The organism is Aeromonas fluvialis, assembly GCF_000819885.1.
Taxonomy (GTDB): domain Bacteria; phylum Pseudomonadota; class Gammaproteobacteria; order Enterobacterales; family Aeromonadaceae; genus Aeromonas; species Aeromonas fluvialis.
On record NZ_CDBO01000075.1, the window covers coordinates 66681 to 85271 of the forward strand.

Consider the following 18591-nt stretch of genomic DNA (forward strand, 5'->3'; position numbering starts at 1 on the left):
AGATGGATCATTATGGTCGAAACTGGTAACCCCTATCGTGATAATGTCTCTCGCCTGATCACCTGGGGGCATTGGTTCTCCTTCTTCAACATTCTTCTGGCCATGCTCATTGCCACCCGTTATCTGGGTGCCATCAGCTGGCCATCGACCACGCTTGGCGTGATCTATCTCGTTGTAAGCTGGATTGGCCACTTCTCTTTCCTGAGCTTCGTCACCTATTTGTTGACGATTTTTCCGCTCACCTTCCTCTTGCCCAAAGAGAAATCCCTGCGCTTTATTTCGGCCATCATCGCCACTGTGGCGCTGGTGGTACTGTTGATCGACACCCAGGTATTTCGGCTTTTCAAGTTCCACCTCAATACCCAAGTGTGGCAGTTGCTGCTGGATCAGGCCCAGACTGAAGAGGGCTCGATCTGGAGCATGATCTTCGTCGCCGTGCCCACCATCTTCCTGCTGCAACTGCTGCTGTCAGCCTACGTCTGGCGCAAGATCAACAAACGCAAGCGCCGTCAATATGGCAACCATGTGGGTCTGGCCCTGCTGATCTGCTTTATGCTAACCCACCTGGTCAACAGCTGGGCGGATGCGACCCTCTATCAACCGATCACCATGCAAAGGGCCAACTTCCCCCTCTCCTACCCCATGACGGCCCGCTCTTTCCTGGCCAAGCATGGCTGGCTCGACCTGGAACAGTACGAGAAGCAAGCAGCCTCTCAGCCTGAAGCGCGCAACAGCCGTATGGTGTATCCATTGCGCCCTCTCAATGTCAATGCCCCCGCCAACCATCTCAATCTGCTGGTGGTGGTGGTCAACTCCCTGCGCTTTGACATGCTCAACAACATCAACATGCCCAATCTGCAGCGTTTTGCAGATCGGCATCTGACATTGCGCAACCACCTCAGTGGCGGTAACAATGACCTGATGGGGATGTTCAGCCTCTTCTACGGTTTACCCGGCCACTATTACAAAGAGATCAGCAGCGATAAGCGCCCACCGGTACTGTTTGATGAGATGCTGCGCCAGGATTATCAATTTGGCCTATTTGGCGCAATGGAAGATGCCCAGAAGTATCGCCAGAGTATCCTCTCCGGCCTGCGTAAACAGGTGTTTGTCTCCGAGCAGATCGATGATGGCAAGCTGCTGACCGACTGGCAGTGGTGGCTGGAGAAGCGTACCCAGGAGCGCCCCTGGTTCTCGCTGGTCCACCTCTCCAGCCCCGGCGACTATCAACTTCCCGCGACCATGAAGGGGCCTTTCCAGCCGGAGCTGACCAACTTCAATCCTGTGACGGCCTATCGACCGGAAAACCTGCAGAAGCTGGAGAATCGCTACAAAAACTCGGTCTTCTATACCGACCAGTTGCTGGAAGAGATGCTGACCAATCTGCAACAGCAAGGGATGGACAGCAATACGGTGGTGGTGATCACCTCCAATCATGGTCAGGAGTTCAACGATACCCATAGCAACAGTTGGGGGGCTGGCAACAACTACTCCCTCTATCAGATTCAGGTGCCTATGGTGATTGCCTGGCCGGGACGTGACAGCCAGCTCGTGGAGCGACCGAGCAGCCATCTCGATCTGGCACCAACCCTGATGCAGAGCCTGCTGGGGGTACGTAACCCGCCGCGGGACTACAGCGTGGGGCGCTCTCTGTTCGACACCAGCCCGCGCAACTGGCTGCTTGCAGGGGATCAGAACGACTTCGCCATCTATGAGGGCGACACCATCACCCACTTCAACAAGCAGGGTGACTTCGAGTTGCTGGAGCGCAACAGCTATCGTCCGATCAAACATGGCACCCCCAATATGGGCGCCATGATCCAGGTGATGAACGAGCTGAACCGCTTCTATCGCAATCATTGACGTTCACGCTGATGGTTTGATCCCCAGCAAAACGCCCCGCATTCGGGGCGTTTTGCTGCGAGCGTCAGCAGTGAAAAAGGTTATTGCACCGTCGTCCAAGCTTGCGGCAATTTATAACCTGCAAAGCACTTGGCAGCGTAGGCCTTGAATTCAGCCGAGTTGTAGGCTGCCACCACATCCTTGGCAAATGGCTGATCTACATCCGCGCTTTTCACCACCACCCAGTTGATGAAGTCGTAGCTGCGCTCGAGAAACAGCCCTTCACTGAACTCCACCAGTTTGACCTCGTAGCCCCAGGCCTCCAACTGTGGCTTGATGGCGTAGGTCACCATGTCGGCAAAGTCCCCCACGTATTGACGGCATGAAGGGGGCACAATGGCCCCTGCGACATGAAGCCAAAGCCACAGGAGTGAGGATGACAAATACGGATAAAAACAATGCCAGTCAGGCTTAACTGGCTGGCATTCGGCTCATCATCATGATCACTGGGCAGCTGCCATCACCATTCAGGAGGGCTGTTGACCTTTGATCTGGGTGCCTGGCGGCAAGGGTTTGCGCGCCATCAACTCGAGCTCCAGCAGCGCATAGCGGTGCTCGATGAAGTCATAGACGTTGTTGGATAGGGCCAGCTTGAAGTAACTGATGGCTTCCTTGCGGTTGCCTTTGCCCAGCTCGAACTTGCCCAGATAGAAGTAGGTTTCGCACAGGCGCTCGGCGAGTTCCCGGTTATCCTTCACCCCTTTCACCACATTGCCCATCAGCTGGGATGCGTTGATCTCGCCAGTATAGAGGCGCACCAGATCCCAGTTCCAGGCATCGTCATCGTACTTGTTGAGACGCTCGCGCATCCGGCTCATGGCGGCCGACGGGTCGAGTTTCTGCTCGGCCAGATAGAGCCAGATCACCCGATAGGGGTCTTCCGGCTGCGCCTCGTAGAAACGCTTCATATCGGCCGCGGCCAGCTCGGGACGGTTGCCGTAATAGAGGGCGATGCCACGGTTGAGATAGGCATAGTCATAGTCCGGCGCCAGCTCGAGGGCGGAATCGAACGCATCATAGGCTTCGTCATAATTCTGCTGCTGTACCAGATAGACGCCGATGAAGTTGTAGGCTTCGGCGAAATCGGGCTTCTCCCGCAGGGCACGGTTGAAATCGAGCCGTGCAAGGGAACGCAGGCCAACCCGATCAAACACCACGGCACGCTCATAGAACAACTCGGCCCGTTGCTCGGTAGTCAGTTCCATTTCACTGAGCATCTGCCCGAGTCGCGCCAACGCCAGCTCGCTTTGGTAGGAGACCTGCAGGGGGGTCGCCAAAACCAGTGAAGCAGGCTGCGGCTTGGGAACCTTAGGGGTGTTAACCTGACTGCTACTGCTGCAACCCCACATGGGAAGCAACAACAGGATACCAAGGAGGTATCCAATCCCTTTCCTGACGTTCAATGAACACTCCGACGCTTACGCTTGATCCCGCATATGGTAAAGGTCAACTGCCACTTTGTCATGTAGCTGTGCCCCTCTACCTCAAATAAATCAGGATTCGACAGGGTATCCGGCATCACACCAACCGCGAAACCCGCCGTCGACGCTGATCACCTTGCGATAACCCATCTGTTGCAGGTTGTCCGCCGCCAGAATGGAGCGAAAACCACCGCCACAATAGAGGTAGAGCTCGGTCTCGAGATCCGGGAAGTGGGTCTCGATATCCCGCTCAATCACCCCACGCCCCAGATATCGGGCACCGGGCAGATGGCCCTTGGCCCACTCACTCTCTTCCCGCACGTCGATCAGGTGAAACGTGCGCCCTTCATCTTGCCAGCGCTTGATCTGGTGAACATCGGTTTCGGTAACGCGGGAGCGGATCCCGTCAACCAGCGCCAAAAAACGGGGATTGTGATGCATGACAAATTCCTGTTGTTTAAATCATGTGCGTCAGCAAACAACACGCAGAGATAAGAAAAGAGCGCCATAAGGCGCTCTTCACTGTTACGGCAGGATTTCCTGTTGGTCCGCACCCTCTTTCTCTACCTGGGTGGGCAACATGTGCTCGCGCTTGACGCCGAGGAACATTGCAAACGCACTCGCCACATAGATGGAGGAGTAGGTACCGAATGCCACACCGATCACCATGGCCACAGCAAAGCCGTGGATCAGCGCACCGCCCTTGAGCAACAACGCCAGCACCACCACGAAGGTGAGGCCGGAAGTGATGACGGTACGGCTCAGGGTCTCGGTCATGGAGAGATCCAGGATGTAGTCGGTATCCCCTTTACGCACCTTGCGGAAGTTCTCCCGCAAGCGGTCGAACACCACTATGGTATCGTTCAGGGAGTAGCCCACCAGGGTCATCAGCGCTGCCAGCACGGTCAAGTCAAACTCGTACTGGAAATAGGCGAAAAAGCCCAGGGTGATCACCACGTCGTGCACCAGGGAGAGAATGCCCCCCAGCGCCAGACGCCATTCGAAACGCACTGCCACATAAGCCAGGATACACAGAACGGAGGCCAGCATCGCCAGCGCACCGTCCGTTGCCAGTTCATCACCCACGGAAGGACCGACGAACTCGACGCGTTTGAGCACGGCGCCCTCGTCGAGCGACCTGGCTGCAGCCAGTACTTCATTACCCTGCTGTTCAACCTTGACCCCCTCTTTCGGAGTCAGGCGAACCAGCACATCACGGCTGGAGCCGAAGTGCTGCAAAGTGGCCCCTTCGACCTTCTGCTCTTCCAGTGCGCCATGGACCTTGTCCAGGCTCACTGACTGCTGGAACCCCACCTCGATGGTGGTACCACCGGTAAAGTCCAGGCCCCAGTTCAGACCGCGATCGAACAGGAAGAACAGGGCGATCACCATCAGCAGGGAAGAGAAAACCACACCCGGCTTGGCATAGCGCATAAACGGGAGTGGTTTTTCAAAATGTAATATCTGAAACATCTCTCTATCCTCAGATGGGCAGCTTGTCGATGCGCCGTCCACCCCAGCCAAGGTTGATAATGGCACGGGAAACTGTGATGGCGGTAAACATGGAGGCGGTCAAGCCAATCCCCAGCGTCAGGGCAAAGCCCTTGATGGCGCCAGTACCGATACCGAACAGGATCACACAAGTGATCAGCGAGGTGACGTTCGAGTCGGCGATGGTGGAGAATGCCCGATCAAAGCCCAGATGGATGGCCTGCTGCACCCCGCGACCGTTACGGATCTCTTCACGAATACGCTCGAAGATCAACACGTTGGCATCCACCGCCATACCCAGCGTCAAGACGATACCGGCAATACCCGGCAGGGTCATGGTGGCCCCCGGGATCATCGACATGATGCCGACAATCAGCACCAGGTTGAAGACCAGCGCCAGGTTGGCGACCCAACCGAACGCGCGGTAGTAAATCCCCATAAACAGCACCGTCACCAGCATGGCCCAGCCAATGGCTTCCATACCGCTGTCGATGTTCTGCTGGCCCAAGCTCGGGCCAATAGTACGCTCTTCCACGATCTGGATAGGGGCGATCAGGGCGCCGGCACGCAGCAGCAGCGCCAGGTTGTGCGCTTCGTTGGCATTGTCGATACCGGTGATGCGGAACTGGCTACCAAGGCGCGACTGGATGGTGGCGACGTTGATCACCTCCTCCTGCTTGCGGAACTTGCGCTTGCCATCCGGGCCCGGTTGACCGACCGGCTTGTACTCGATGAAGACGGTCGCCATCCCTTTACCCACGTTGTCCTTGGTAAAGTTGGCCATCTTGTTGCCCCCCTGGCCATCGAGCTTGATGTTGACCTGGGGGCGGCTGTACTCATCGAAGCCAGACTGGGCACCCACTATGTGGTCACCGGTCAGGATAACCCGCTTGTGCAAGACCACAGGGCGACCATTGCGATCGGTGTAAACCTTGGAGCTCGGCGGCACACGGCCTTCGGCAGCGGCCTGGATATCTGCCGCCTCGTCCACCATGTGGAACTCCAGGGTAGCGGTTGCCCCCAGGATCTCCTTGGCGCGGGCAGTATCCTGGATCCCGGGCAATTGCACCACGATACGCTCGGCACCCTGCTGCTGAACCAGCGGCTCGGCGACGCCCAGTTCGTTGACCCGATTACGGATGATGGTGATGTTCTGCTCGAGGGCGTACTTCTTCACCTCCTTGATCTTGGCATCACTCAAGCTGGCCAGCAGGATGAACTCATCCCCTTTCTGCTCGGTAGTGAAGGTGAGATCCGGGTTCTGGCGACGCAGATAGGAAACGGCACGCTCCTGCTCTGCCTCATCGCGAAACAGCACCTGCACCTGATCACCGCTGCGGCGTACACCGGAGTAACGAATTTTCTGGGTGCGCAGTTCGGCGCGGAAATCCTGCACCATCTGCTCTTGCTGCTTGGCCAGCGCCTCGGCCATGTCCACTTCCATCAGGAAGTGCACACCACCGCGCAGATCAAGACCCAGTTTCAGTGGCGCCGCACCGATGGCTTCGAGCCAGGCAGGAGTGGACGGAGCCAGGTTGAGAGCGGTGATGAAGTTGTCGCCCAGCTTGTTGGCGACAATGTCGCGCGCCTTGAGCTGATCTTCGGTGTTGTTGAAACGAACAAGAATGAAGCCGTGCTCGAACGCAGCATGTTTGACCGGGATCTTGGCCGCTTCAAGGGTCTCTTTCACCTGATCAAGGGTATCTAGTTTGACTTCGGCACCACGGCTGGCAGAAACCTGCAAAGCCGGGTCTTCGCCGTAAAGATTGGGGGCTGCATATAGAAAACCGATGGCGATCACCAGGATCACCATCAGGTATTTCCACAGCGGATAGCGATTCAACACGCTGTGCTCCTCGGGAGATTAAAGGGACTGGATAGAACCCTTGGGCAGAACGGCGGAGACGAAGTCCTTCTTGATGGTGACTTGAGTCTGGTCGTTCAGGGCGATCACCAGGTAATCGCTGTCGGCAGCCACTTTGGCAATTTTGCCAACCAGACCGCCGGAAGTGAGCACTTCGTCACCCTTGGAGAGAGAGCTCATCAGATTGCGATGATCTTTGGCGCGCTTGGCCTGGGGACGGTAGATCATGAAATAGAAGATGAGACCGAACACGGCCAGCATGATGATCATTTCCATGCCACCACCCTGTGCCGCCGGAGCTGCGCCTTCTGCATACGCCTTGGAGATAATGCTCATTTAACAACCTCTTATTGATGTAGATTTAAAGAAAACTTATATGTTGTTATTTAACGTCATTTTCAGCTAACGGAGGCACAGGCTTCCCTTGCCGACGGTAAAACTCTGTTACAAAGTCGTCTAATTTACCCTGCTCGATCGCGTCCCGCAAACCCTGCATGACACGCTGGTAATAACGCAGGTTATGAATCGTATTCAGACGGGCACCGAGGATCTCGTTGCACTTGTCCAGATGATACAGATAGCTGCGGGTGTAGTTCTTGCATGTGTAGCAATCGCAATCGGCATCCAGGGTGCTGGTGTCGTTGCGGTACTTGGCGTTGCGGATCTTGACCACCCCATCGGTGGTAAAGAGATGACCGTTGCGGGCGTTGCGAGTCGGCATGACGCAATCGAACATGTCGATACCGCGGCGAACCCCTTCCACCAGATCTTCCGGCTTGCCGACGCCCATCAGGTAGCGCGGCTTGTCAGCCGGAATTTTCGGGCAGACGTGTTCGAGAATGCGATGCATATCCTCTTTGGGCTCACCCACCGCCAGACCGCCGACCGCATAACCGTCGAAGCCGATCTCCAACAGGCCGTTGAGGGAAACATCCCGCAGATCTTCGTAGACCGAGCCCTGAATGATGCCGAACAGGGCGTTTTTGTTGCCCAGCGCATCAAACTTGTTGCGGGAGCGCTTACCCCAGCGCAGGGACATCTCCATCGACTTGCGCGCTTCTTCATAAGTGGCCGGGTACGGGGTGCACTCGTCGAAGATCATCACGATATCGGAGCCCAGATCGTACTGGATCTCCATGGACTTCTCGGGGTCGAGGAAGATCTTCTCGCCATTGATGGGGTGACGGAAGTGGACGCCCGCTTCGGTGATCTTGCGAATATGGCCCAGGCTGAACACCTGGAAACCACCTGAGTCAGTCAGGATCGGGCCCTGCCAGTTCATGAAATCGTGCAGATCGCCGTGAGCACGCATCACTTCCTGACCCGGGCGCAGCCAGAGGTGGAAGGTGTTACCCAGCAGGATCTGGGCACCGGTTTCACGCACTTCTTCAGGCGTCATCCCCTTGACGGTGCCGTACGTCCCGACCGGCATAAAGGCCGGCGTTTGCACCACACCACGTTCGAAGACCAGTTGACCGCGACGGGCACGGCCGTCGGTGGTTTTCAGTTCAAATTTCATTGCTACCTCGGCTGCGTCAGATAAACAGTCTGACAATAGGAGGGCCGCTCACGGCCCGGTAAATAAGCTGAAGCTTATGCTTCAACCTGGCGACGGGTGACGAACATGGCGTCCCCGTAGCTGAAGAAACGGTATTGCTCGGCCACGGCTGCCTGATAGGCCGCCATCACGTTGTCATAACCGGCGAAGGCGCTGACCAGCATGATCAGGGTCGACTCCGGCAGATGGAAGTTGGTGACCATGGCATCGACAATCTGGAACTGGTAGCCAGGGAAGATGAAGATGTCGGTGTCACTAAAGAAGGGCGCCAGCGGTTTGCCCTGTGCCAAGGTGACCTTGGCCGCACTCTCCAGCGAACGGACCGAAGTGGTCCCCACCGCAATCACCCGGCCACCACGGGCACGGGTCGCGTTGATCGCATCCACCACCTCTTGCGGCACTTCCGCATACTCGGTGTGCATGTGGTGATCTTCAATCTTCTCTACCCGCACCGGCTGGAAGGTCCCCGCCCCTACATGCAGGGTGACGAAGGCCGTTTCAACCCCTTTGGCCCGAATTTTCTCAAGCAGCGGCTCATCAAAGTGCAGACCGGCGGTCGGCGCAGCGACGGCGCCAGGCTTTTGATTGTAAACGGTCTGGTAGCGCTCCTTGTCGGCATCCTCGTCGGGACGGTCTATATAGGGGGGCAGCGGCATGTGGCCGATGGCCTCCAAAATCTCCAGCACTGGACGCGGGTCGAGGAAGTGGATCTCGAACAGGGCATCGTGGCGGGCGCGCATCTCGGCTTCGACGCCACCATCCATGATCATCCGGGTGCCGGGCTTGGGCGCCTTGGAGGCACGGACATGGGCCAGCACGCTGTGCTCGTCCAGAATGCGCTCGACCAGTACCTCCAGCTTGCCGCCGCTGGCCTTCTGGCCAAACATGCGTGCCGGAATGACACGGGTGTTGTTGAATACCAGCAGGTCACCCGGATTGAGCTGATCCAGCACATCCACAAATTGACCGTGGCGCAGGGCGCCAGTCTGACCATCGAGCTGCAACAGGCGGCTGGCGGTACGCTCTGCCATCGGATAGCGGGCAATCAGCTCGTCTGGCAGATCAAAATGAAAATCGGATACTTGCATCTTTCACCTCGGGGGGAATCGGCGGCTAGTCTAGTTATCCCCATCTTCCAAGGCAACCCAAAAGACCAAAAACCCAAGAGAGACAAGGGGTCGCGAGCAATATTGAGACACACCTCCGGTTAATGATTCTTTAATGATCTGTATTGACCCTGATCATGTTTTGCCAGTTGGGGCTGGGCTAGGGTGAAAGCAGATACACAAGGAGGCCCACCATGATGACCCTATCCGAAATCATGACCGAACATCCCTTTACCCTGGGGCCGGAGAACAGCGTCAAACAGGCGATGGACCTGATGCAGCAGGAGCGGATCCGCCATGTCCCCATCGTTGACGAGCAACACCACCTGCTTGGGCTGGTCACCCTCACCGATATTCTGGCCACTCGCGAATCCAAACTACTGCTGATTAACCCCGAGCGGGAAGCAGAATTTACCGACAGCGTGCAACTCGACGAGATCATGACACGGCAAGTGGCGAGCGTAGATCCTCACGCCGGCATCAAGGAGGCGGCACTCTACCTGCAGCGACACAGATATGGCTGCCTGCCGGTACTTAAAGGACGCAAGTTGATCGGCATTGTCACCGAGTCGGACTTTATTGCCGTGGCCATCAACCTGCTGGAATTGATGGAAGAACAGGAACCACCTACCGACTTTTGACAGTTAAATCTGTAATTAAATTACAATAAAAGCGTTTTCAGCCGCCAAAATAAGCTGAAATGGTGAAACACTTTTATTTTGATTGAAAAAATACACCAAATACTTGCCTTGTGATCTGCATCACACTATCATCCCTCTCATGCAATAGTTGCCGAGGGGGAGACGAGGGATTGTGCACCCATTATCTTCCTCTCATATGTCTGCAAGTTTGCACACCCCGTAGTTAGTCTTTGCTGTAAAGCATTTGTTTATATAGCCATTCCTTGTTTGATGACCCGGCCCTGTCGTTGCGATAGCGCCGGGATTTTTTTATCTGCGCTTTCCGGCTTCCCCCTTGCCAGCACATCCCCCATCGCTGCGAGCAGCGGCCTCAACCTCCTGCGCTACCTGTTTACTCCACCGTTTACCTCATCGCGACAGCACACGGCTTGCCATGCCTTGAAAAGGCGATGTACCGCACAGATATTGAACCACGACAAGGAGTTATCTCAGTACGCCAGAGATATTCATGTTAGGTACAGCCATAGTGAACTATCTAATAAGTAGATTTAAGCGATTCAAAAATGCGGCTTTTATCGATTAGCTGAAACCCCTATGATGAATCCATCGAAAGTTAAGCGCCTCGTCTGGCCAACCTTTACTACACCAGACCGGCATATGTACATCACCAAGGAGCTAATACATGTCTACCTACATCAACACTGAAATCAAGCCGTTCAATGCCACCGCCTACCACAATGGCAAATTCGTTCAGGTGTCTGACGCTGACCTGAAAGGCAAGTGGTCCGTGGTCTTCTTCTACCCGGCTGACTTCACCTTCGTTTGCCCGACCGAGCTGGGCGACCTGGCTGACAACTACGCTGAATTCCAGAAACTGGGCGTCGAGATCTACTCTGTCTCTACCGACACCCACTTCACCCACAAAGCGTGGCACGACACTTCTGACACCATCCAGAAGATCCAGTACCCGATGATTGGTGACCCGACTGGTACCATCACCCGCAACTTCGGCGTGATGATCGAAGAAGCGGGTCTGGCTGACCGCGGTACCTTCGTGATTGACCCGCAGGGCATCATCCAGATCGTCGAGATTAACGCTGGCGGTATCGGCCGTGACGCACTGGAACTGCTGCGCAAGGTCAAAGCGGCCCAGTACGTTGCCTCCCACCCGGGTGAAGTGTGCCCGGCTAAATGGAAAGAAGGCGAAGCCACTCTGGCCCCGTCCCTGGATCTGGTAGGCAAGATCTAAGCCTCCCGCTTCCAAGACCGGCCCGCACAAGGGCCGGTCTTGTTTCCGGCCCCAAGAAAAGGCGTCGGTCTGCTTTCCGGCTTACATTTCGCGCCGACCCGCAATCAAAAGAAGGAATTCGAAGATGTTGGATACCAACCTCAAACAACAGCTGAACACCTATCTGCAGTACATCGTCAATCCCATCGAGATCAGCGTGTCCGGCAACGACAGCGACAAATCTGCAGAGCTGCTGGCGCTGGCCAGCGAGATCGCCGAGATGTCCCCCAAGATCACCCAGACCTCTGGCACTGCCGTTCGCAAGCCTTCCATGAGTGTCGCGCCGCAGGGCCAAGCCCCGCGCGTTCACTTTGCCGGCATCCCCATGGGTCATGAATTTACCTCTCTGGTGCTCGCCCTGCTGCAAAGCGGCGGCCACCCCTCCAAGGCCGATGCGGCCGTGCAGGAGCAGATCCGCAATCTCAAGGGTGAGTTCCATTTCGAGACCTATATCTCCCTCTCCTGCCACAACTGCCCGGACGTAGTGCAGGCTCTCAACCTGATGGCGACCCTGAACCCGGGGATCACCCACACCATGATCGACGGCGCCCTGTTCCAGGAAGAAGTCGCCGAGCGTCAGATCATGGCGGTACCGAATGTTTACCTGAACGGCCAACCGTTCAGCCAGGGCCGCATCTCGCTGGAAGAGATCGTCGCCAAACTCGACACCGGTGCCGCAGAGCGCAAGGCCGCCGAGCTGAATGAGAAAGATCCCTACGATGTGCTGGTCGTGGGCGGTGGCCCGGCTGGCGCCGCAGCGGCTATCTATGCCGCTCGTAAAGGCATTCGCACCGCCATCGTTGCAGAACGTTTCGGTGGTCAGGTGATGGATACCGTCGGCATCGAGAACTTTATCTCCGTGCCCTACACCGAAGGCCCCAAGCTGGCCGCCAGCCTGGAGCAGCACGTAAAACAATATGGCGTAGAAGTGATCACCGAGCAGCGTGCTGCAGCCATCAGCAAAGATGGCTATGTGAACGTGGATCTCGCCTCCGGTGCCACCTTGAAGAGCCGCGCCGTGATCCTGGCGACCGGTGCCCGCTGGCGCGACCTGAACGTGCCGGGTGAGCTCGAGTACCGCACCAAGGGCGTGGCCTACTGCCCGCACTGCGATGGCCCCTTCTTCAAGGGCAAGCGAGTGGCGGTGATCGGTGGCGGTAACTCCGGCATCGAGGCGGCCATCGATCTGGCTGGCATCGTCGAGCATGTGACTGTGGTGGAGTTCGCCGACACCCTGCGTGCCGATGAAGTGCTGCAGAAGAAGGCTCGCTCCATGGGCAATATCGACATCATCATGAGCGCTCGCACCACTGAAGTGATCGGTGATGGCAGCAAGGTGGTCGGCATGGATTACGAAGATCGCACCACCGGCGAGATCAAGCACCTGGCGGTGGCTGGTATCTTCGTACAGATCGGGCTGGTACCGAACACCGAGTTCCTGAAAGGGAGCGAGATTGCGATGACTCGCTTTGGCGAGATCGAGATCGATACCAAGGGCGCGACCTCCCTGCCCGGCGTCTACGCCGCTGGCGATGCGACCACAGTACCGTTCAAGCAGATCATCATCTCCATGGGGGCCGGCGCTACCGCTGCACTGGGTGCATTTGATTACCTCATCCGCAACCCGGCGCCGGAGGCCGCTGTGGCCAAGGCTCACGCCGTTGCCGCCTGAACGCCATTCACGTAAACAAAAGCCGACTCATAGAGTCGGCTTTTTTCATTCTGATGTTGCGCTGAACATTAAAAACCCGCTGCGAGAGCGGGTTTTGGTATGATCAATGCGCAGTAGACTGGCTATCCATCATTCCAAGAGAAAAACCGCTTCTATGTTGTCGGTGATGGTGATCTGCTGCTGTTGATAGCTGTTTTCCACCATATCTGCGGCCGGTGCGGCGGACATAGCCAGCGCCTTGAGATTGCGGCTATAGACGGGAACTGGCGATGAATTTCGATATTCAGCGCTATATACCTTGCCAAGCTTCATGCCAAATGCCTTGGCCAGCGACTCGGCCTTGCTTTTCGCATCCTCGACCGCAGCAAGGCGTGCCTGTTCCTTGATGGTTTGCGGGGATTTCAGACCATATTCGATATGTGACACCGACTCGAGCCCCGCCTTGAGCGCGGTATCCATCAGCTGGCTCAGCTTGTCGAGTTGATACAGCTTCACCGCCAGTTGACGCTGGGCACGGTACCCCAGCAGGGTCGGCTTCTTGGCCTCACCATATTGATACTCGGGGGAGATGACCAGATTCCCCGCCTCCACATCGCTGCGCTTGATACCCAGCCCTTCCAGCTGGCCAAAGAATGCAGCCACTCTGGTATCAACCTGTTGCTTGGCCTTGATCCCTTGTTTTTCCAACGCGGTGACTGACACATTGAGGGTGAGCATGTCGGGCTCCACTTTCTGCTCGGCGTAACCACTCACCACCAGATGGGGTGCCTGAGGCACTTCCAGAGCATACAAGGGTACACTGACAATGAGAGCGGAAAGAGTAAGAAGGGGACGCCACATAGAAAATAACCTCAATCGAAAAGATAGAGATCATTATGCCCGTGCAGCTACAGGATTCATATATCGTGCAAGGGAGGGATCTGATCCAGTATCTGATTGGTCAAATCGAGACTGATGGTGACCACACTGCCGGGATCTGGGATCTGCTCTGCCTTATCGAGTGGCGATGTCGCATCACAGACCAGCACAACATCATCAAAATGGAACGAATCCCACGACAGAACATGTCCTTGCACCGCCAGTCCGATATCGGTGCCGCGACTCCCCTCCACCGCAGACCAAGCGATAGTATCAGACGGCCCCAACAAATCTTGCCACAACGGGGAATGAAAACTGGCCAGCGGATACTCCTGCTGACCCTGATCATGGCCCACCAGAATCATGTTATGGGCAGACTCGGTATCCATGACAGGCATATAGGTGATAGAGGCAGCAGCAAAGTCAACATAGAGCGAGCCAGCTACATCACCGGCCTCATTCTCTATCTCCATTCCATCCAGTCGATCCCCCGCGATCGTGGCCTGATAGCCAAACTGACCAGCACAGGTAATATTACCCTGCCCATCCCAGCTATAACGGATGCCATCAATGTCGACCCAGTTGAATGACTGCATGATTACCCCTCTCCTCTACTGCCGCTATCTTATCCATCCCCTTGAGGAAAAAACAGGGGCCAGGCAAGCCCAGCCCAGCCCAGCCCAAACAGGTTAATCATCAACCTTCAAGTTCAAGTTAGCCAGCAAACTATTAATTATGGCCTGTTGATCTATGCTTCCTCCTGTCAGATCAACGCCATCAAAGTAAACCGTCTGATTAACCTGTCTGTCATCCGTCGTACCATTGCTGTCTATGGTCAATACGGTTCGATTATTGGCACTGTCAAACGTAAAGTTTAAATAAGTCGCCAACGTACCAGCAGAGGCCCCCGTAGACACATCCAGCACTGCGGATATATCAAGAATATCGCCACCGCTGAGCGGATTACCCAGAGTAAAGTCGGTGATGGTGTCGGTACTGCCATCCGCATCACCCGCCTGCCACTTGAAGGTGTCGCTACCGAGGCCGCCGAACAGAATGTCATCACCCAGGCCACCGATCAAAGTGTCGTTGCCCGTGCTGCCCTGAATGACATCCGCCTGCGCCGACCCGGTGAAGGTGGTTCCGGCTTCGATGGTCACATGCAGGTTCACACTGGACGTGGCATCGTTGTCGGAGTCCTGTACCGCCACCTGGAAGTCCAACTCGGCATCCAGGGTGGTATTTTTCGACGTGACCAGGCCGATATCGGAAACCTTCAGACCATCGTTGTCGGTCTGGCCAGTGAAGGAGGTGGTCGTGGTCGTACTCGAACCACCCGTATCACCGAAATCCGCATTGAAGTTCAGCGCGGACGAAGTGGTGATGCCTTCAACACTGGTCAAAATCTGCGCACCGTAGATCTGCCAGTTCTCACCCACACCGTTGTAGTCATTGCGCTCGATCACGATGGCACCATCGTTGTTATCCAGCGTGATGCCAAAGGCCAACAGCGCCGCCAAGGTTGTTGCACCACTGCTGGCAGTGGCGATGTCACCATTACTGACCACCAGTGCGCGGGTGGTTTTTACGCCACCGTCGCCAATCAACTTCAACACCACGACCAGATTTTCGTTGTTGACGCCGTCGAACTTGAGGTACATACCCTCCGCCCGGCCATCGGGGTTGGCCACCACGGTGCCGGTCGGGTTGGTGGTATGGAATGTCAGATCCAGCACCTCACCCTTGCCAATGGTGTCGCCGCCCACACCATTCGCCGTATTCGAAACGCTGACCCAGGAAGCAGCCTGGGTGAACAGTTCGCCATTGACGAATATGTTGGTGTTAGCCCCACCCGTCTGCAGGTTGTCACCATCGGTGCCTGCTCCAGGTTCTGCGGCGCTGCGGAACTGGACATAGAAGTCATTCTCCAGTTTTGCCACCGACACCGCCGGCTGGGTGTTATCCAGCACACTGCCACCGGACTCGTAACCCGTGATGCTCAGCGAGCCACTGGTTTTCAAGACATTGAAGCCTTCGAGCGGTTCGCTCAGCGATACCGTGTAGGTGCCGTTGACCTTGTCGAACACCAGCGTACCCGTGGCCTGCACAGTCGTGCCGGGGGTAGCCGGATTCGGCGCATACCTGAACTCGACCTCGAAGGTTGCCGTAGAGGCGCTCTCCGACAGCCAGGTCACCGACTGCGAACTGATGGCGGTGCCGCCTACGGTGCCGCCGAGACTGATCGCCTTGAAGTCCGAGTCGACTGCGCTGAAAGGCCCGGTGCCACGGGTATCGGCACCCATGCTGTAGTCGAAAACCCCGGTACCACCTGCCGGGTTGCTGCTGTTGGCGTACACCAGATTAGAGATAGCCAGAATGGCCGGAACATCATCCTCGACCTGGATCAACAGACTGCCAGCCAGCGGTAGCGGGTTGACGCCATCGGAAGCTTGAATGGCCCCGGTAAGATTCAGCGTCAGAACCTCGTTGTCATCGCCATTGGCACCCGAATGATCCAGCGGCCCGAGCAGGGTGAAGGTGTAGGCGCCATTGCTCTGCACCACCAGGGTGAAGATAGTGGTCGCCCCCGCCATCGCCGTCAGCGTATTGCCAGAGAATCCGTAGGTAACAGCAACCCCGTCCGAAGTCAGAGTCGGCATGCCGGTCGGCGTACTGTCCAAGCTGAATTGCCCACTGTTGGTACCCACCAGTAACTCGACCAGGCTACCGGAAACAGTAGTGGTCTGAGCATCACCGTCAGTGATACCTCCAGGCAGCTCGTCTTCATCCACCTTGCCGATGACCGGCGCACTGTCCTCAATATTGATCGTCAGTATTGCGTTAGAGGGATCTCCATCCTTATCGATGATGGTGTAGCTGAAGTTCTCACTGGTATCCGCCAACACACTCTGTGGAGCAGTGTATTGCCAGGCGCCCGTGCTGAAATCGAAGCTCAGCTTACCGCCGAGGCTGGTGGTGATATCAGTCAGTTGATTGCCAACGATATCCGCCCCCACGCTGGCATCAATCAGGCCCGCGCCATTCCAGGTGTAGGTAACACCATTGATGTCGATAGATAGCACGCGCCCGGCGCCGTCGGCCCCATAGGCATCGTCATCACCGCCCCCGACCGCGGCATCGCTCCCCAGCAGCACATTGCCGCTGACGTCATTACCCGCAATCTGCGCCAACAAGGTATCGATAAGACCATCGAAGTTGGCCACCAGAATCGGTGCGCCACTACCGTCCAGATCGACATCCTGTAGCCGGGTCGCATCGATGCCGTTTCCGACACCAATGGTCGTGACGTTGATGCCGTTGCTATCAACGAAAGTGTTCCAATCAGCCGCAGTGGCATCGCTCAGGGAGTTACCACCACTCCCCGTCTGTTCGTTGGGGTTACCGTCACTGATGAAAAACACCTGATTGCTCCAACCTGCAATGGGGCTGTAAACCGCCATGGTTTCCTGAATGCCATCGGTAAAATCCGTCCACCCGTTGAACGGACGTGTGCCTCCATCAGCCGGATTCAAACTGTCGATCAGCGCCGAGAAGGAGGCAAAATTCGTCACCAGCGGGTACGAAGCCGAGTCACCGGAGAAGGCCACGATGCGGATATTCACATTGCCTGTAGTGCCGTTGAACAACTCCTGCCCTGCAGCACGTACGGCTTCCAGCATGGTATTCAGCTCGGTGTTATCGATGCTGCCACTGAAGTCCAGAACGAAGGCTACGTTGAAGTCGAGCGCACCGGCCTCAGCCACGTTGGCCGTATCGTCCTGAGCCAACGGGGTATCGTCGTCGACGTTGATCGACAGGGTGCCATCGGCCTTGTCACCATCCTTGTCAGTCACCTGGTAATTGAGAGTGAAGACCTGGTTGTTCTCCTGGTTGGCCGTAGCATGCTGTATAGGTGCATTTTGGGTAACGGTGTAAGCCCCCGTAGCGCTGTTCATGGTCACCGTCAGCACCGTGGTGGCGCCCTGGTTAACCAACAACGAAGTGCCCGACATCGTGTAGGTGAAATTAGCCGGTGCGCCAGTAGTCAGCCACTGCACGCTGCCTGCACCGTCCGCCCCGAAGTTAAAACCGAGCGTACTGCTGATATTCAACGCATTAGCATCGTCATCGGTACCGTCTGGTATGCCATTGGTGAGGGCATCATCGTCGACTTGCACCGTTAGATTGCTACTGGTTGTCGGGCCGTCGTCCTGGAACTGAATCAGATTACCAATCGCTACCGTGTCGGTAGCCTTGTCCAGATCACCATCAATCACGGTCACAACAGCATTCAACTTGCCGCTCAGATCCAGCGGCTCGTCGTAGTTGTTCGGGGCATCGCCATGCTTGAGCGAGTCGTACTGCGCCACCGACACCTTGCCATCCGCGTCGATCTTGACCGCAAAAATAACTGTTCCATCGGCCGCACCGACGCGCCCAGTCACATCACCATTAGCTTCCACATACAGGTTGATGACAGCGCCATCCGTGGTGCGCAGACCGGAGTCAATCACACCCACAATCGCCAGCGACACTTTAGTGGTCGCGCCTTCATCGTCAGAACCCACATCCGTGGTCGTGTCGACCACGTCAACACCCGACACCGCCCCTATCGGCGTGCCATAGCTCGCACTGAACGGATCTACGTTGATCAGGCTAATGTCATCCGCCGCCGCATTACTGTCGACAGCACCGACATTGTTGCTAACACCCGCGCCCAACGACTCGTCCAGCACCACGCTGGCTTGCGACACCAGACGGATCGAAGCACTCGGGCCGTCGTCCTGGAA

14 protein-coding genes and 1 pseudogene are annotated in these 18591 nt (G+C 56.5%); 4 read left to right on the forward strand and 11 right to left on the reverse strand.

Annotated elements, in window-relative coordinates:
- The first annotated feature begins 12 nt into the window (after nt 1-12).
- On the forward strand, nt 13-1863 hold the full coding sequence (locus tag BN1125_RS17840) for a DUF3413 domain-containing protein (protein ID WP_042013968.1): 1851 nt from the start codon (nt 13-15) through the stop codon (nt 1861-1863).
- Nucleotides 1864-1943: 80 nt separating this feature from the next.
- On the opposite strand, the pseudogene BN1125_RS17845 reads toward BN1125_RS17840, so the two are convergent.
- The 8 genes and pseudogenes from BN1125_RS17845 to queA form a co-directional block, all read right to left on the reverse strand.
- Nucleotides 1944-2138: pseudogene (locus tag BN1125_RS17845) on the reverse strand (MetQ/NlpA family ABC transporter substrate-binding protein); the annotation flags it as partial.
- A gap of 231 nt (nt 2139-2369) precedes the next feature.
- Nucleotides 2370-3305 carry a lipoprotein NlpI gene (gene nlpI, locus BN1125_RS17850; RefSeq protein WP_280136088.1) on the reverse strand — a complete coding sequence of 312 codons (936 nt, stop codon included), beginning with the start codon at nt 3303-3305 and terminating at the stop codon, nt 2370-2372.
- Nucleotides 3306-3395: 90 nt separating this feature from the next.
- The gene (locus BN1125_RS17855; RefSeq protein ID WP_042013974.1) at nt 3396-3764 is read right to left on the reverse strand and encodes a rhodanese-like domain-containing protein; all 369 of its coding nucleotides are present in this window, start codon (nt 3762-3764) and stop codon (nt 3396-3398) included.
- A gap of 84 nt (nt 3765-3848) precedes the next feature.
- Nucleotides 3849-4796 carry a protein translocase subunit SecF gene (gene secF, locus BN1125_RS17860; protein WP_042013975.1) on the reverse strand — a complete coding sequence of 316 codons (948 nt, stop codon included), beginning with the start codon at nt 4794-4796 and terminating at the stop codon, nt 3849-3851.
- A 10-nt stretch (nt 4797-4806) separates the two neighbouring features.
- Entirely contained in the window at nt 4807-6660 is a 1854-nt protein-coding gene (gene secD, locus BN1125_RS17865) for a protein translocase subunit SecD (RefSeq protein ID WP_042013977.1), read from the reverse strand.
- 18 nt (nt 6661-6678) lie between these two features.
- Nucleotides 6679-7014 (reverse strand): preprotein translocase subunit YajC, encoded by a 336-nt coding sequence (gene yajC, locus BN1125_RS17870; protein WP_026456614.1) that lies wholly within the window; start codon nt 7012-7014, stop codon nt 6679-6681.
- Between the two features lie 46 nt (nt 7015-7060).
- Nucleotides 7061-8197 (reverse strand): tRNA guanosine(34) transglycosylase Tgt, encoded by a 1137-nt coding sequence (gene tgt, locus BN1125_RS17875; RefSeq protein WP_042013978.1) that lies wholly within the window; start codon nt 8195-8197, stop codon nt 7061-7063.
- A gap of 74 nt (nt 8198-8271) precedes the next feature.
- Nucleotides 8272-9324 (reverse strand): tRNA preQ1(34) S-adenosylmethionine ribosyltransferase-isomerase QueA, encoded by a 1053-nt coding sequence (queA, locus tag BN1125_RS17880; RefSeq protein WP_042013979.1) that lies wholly within the window; start codon nt 9322-9324, stop codon nt 8272-8274.
- Nucleotides 9325-9536: 212 nt separating this feature from the next.
- Here queA and BN1125_RS17885 point away from each other — a divergent pair, with 212 nt between their 5' ends.
- From BN1125_RS17885 to ahpF, 3 genes are all read left to right on the forward strand, one after another.
- A complete protein-coding gene (locus BN1125_RS17885) occupies nt 9537-9983 on the forward strand; it encodes a CBS domain-containing protein (protein WP_042013981.1) in 447 nt (148 codons plus the stop codon).
- Nucleotides 9984-10665: 682 nt separating this feature from the next.
- A complete protein-coding gene (ahpC, locus tag BN1125_RS17890; protein ID WP_005337335.1) occupies nt 10666-11232 on the forward strand; it encodes an alkyl hydroperoxide reductase subunit C in 567 nt (188 codons plus the stop codon).
- Between the two features lie 124 nt (nt 11233-11356).
- Complete coding sequence (ahpF, locus tag BN1125_RS17895) at nt 11357-12943, forward strand: alkyl hydroperoxide reductase subunit F (RefSeq protein ID WP_042013982.1); 1587 nt, start codon at nt 11357-11359, stop codon at nt 12941-12943.
- A 129-nt stretch (nt 12944-13072) separates the two neighbouring features.
- On the opposite strand, the gene BN1125_RS17900 is transcribed toward ahpF, so the two are convergent.
- From BN1125_RS17900 to BN1125_RS17910, 3 genes are all read right to left on the reverse strand, one after another.
- On the reverse strand, nt 13073-13783 hold the full coding sequence (locus BN1125_RS17900; RefSeq protein WP_042013984.1) for an SIMPL domain-containing protein: 711 nt from the start codon (nt 13781-13783) through the stop codon (nt 13073-13075).
- A 56-nt stretch (nt 13784-13839) separates the two neighbouring features.
- Nucleotides 13840-14397, reverse strand: a complete 558-nt coding sequence (locus BN1125_RS17905; RefSeq protein WP_042013985.1) for a hypothetical protein — start codon at nt 14395-14397, stop codon at nt 13840-13842.
- Between the two features lie 93 nt (nt 14398-14490).
- Nucleotides 14491-18555: a beta strand repeat-containing protein gene (locus BN1125_RS17910; protein WP_042013986.1), complete on the reverse strand. Its 4065-nt coding sequence runs from the start codon at nt 18553-18555 to the stop codon at nt 14491-14493.
- Nucleotides 18556-18591 lie beyond the last annotated feature (36 nt).